The organism is Vibrio aquaticus (assembly GCF_003970385.1).
In the GTDB taxonomy this organism is placed as follows: domain Bacteria; phylum Pseudomonadota; class Gammaproteobacteria; order Enterobacterales; family Vibrionaceae; genus Vibrio; species Vibrio aquaticus.
In genome coordinates this window covers 1-399 of the sequence record NZ_RXZH01000178.1, presented here as the reverse complement: position 1 = coordinate 399, position 399 = coordinate 1, and the positions used below count along the sequence as shown (strand labels likewise).

At 60.4% G+C, this 399-nt stretch carries 1 rRNA gene; it reads right to left on the bottom strand.

Features of this window, described 5'->3' with window-relative positions:
- Window positions 1–272: 272 nt before the first annotated feature.
- Window positions 273–399: ribosomal RNA gene (locus EJ063_RS21990) — 23S ribosomal RNA — on the bottom strand; the annotation flags it as partial.

Here is a 399-nt window from a genome sequence, read left to right as displayed (position 1 = left end):
ACACATGTCAGACTCCTTGGTCCGTGTTTCAAGACGGGTCGAATGGGGAGCCCACAGGCCGACGCCCGGAGCACGCTGATGCCGAGGCACGCCGTTAGGCGCGTGCTGCAGACCACGATCACGGCAGCGACGTCTCCACAAGCGTATCAAAAGCCCGGGCTTAGGCCGCCACCGTAATCCGCGTCGGTCCACGCCCCGAATCGATCGGCGGACCGGATTGCTCCGTTCCGCATCCGACCAGGACGCATCGCCGGCCCCCATCCGCTTCCCTCCCGACAATTTCAAGCACTCTTTGACTCTCTTTTCAAAGTCCTTTTCATCTTTACCTCGCGGTACTTGTTCGCTATCGGTCTCTCGCCCGTATTTAGCCTTGGACGGAATTTACCGCCCGATTGGGGC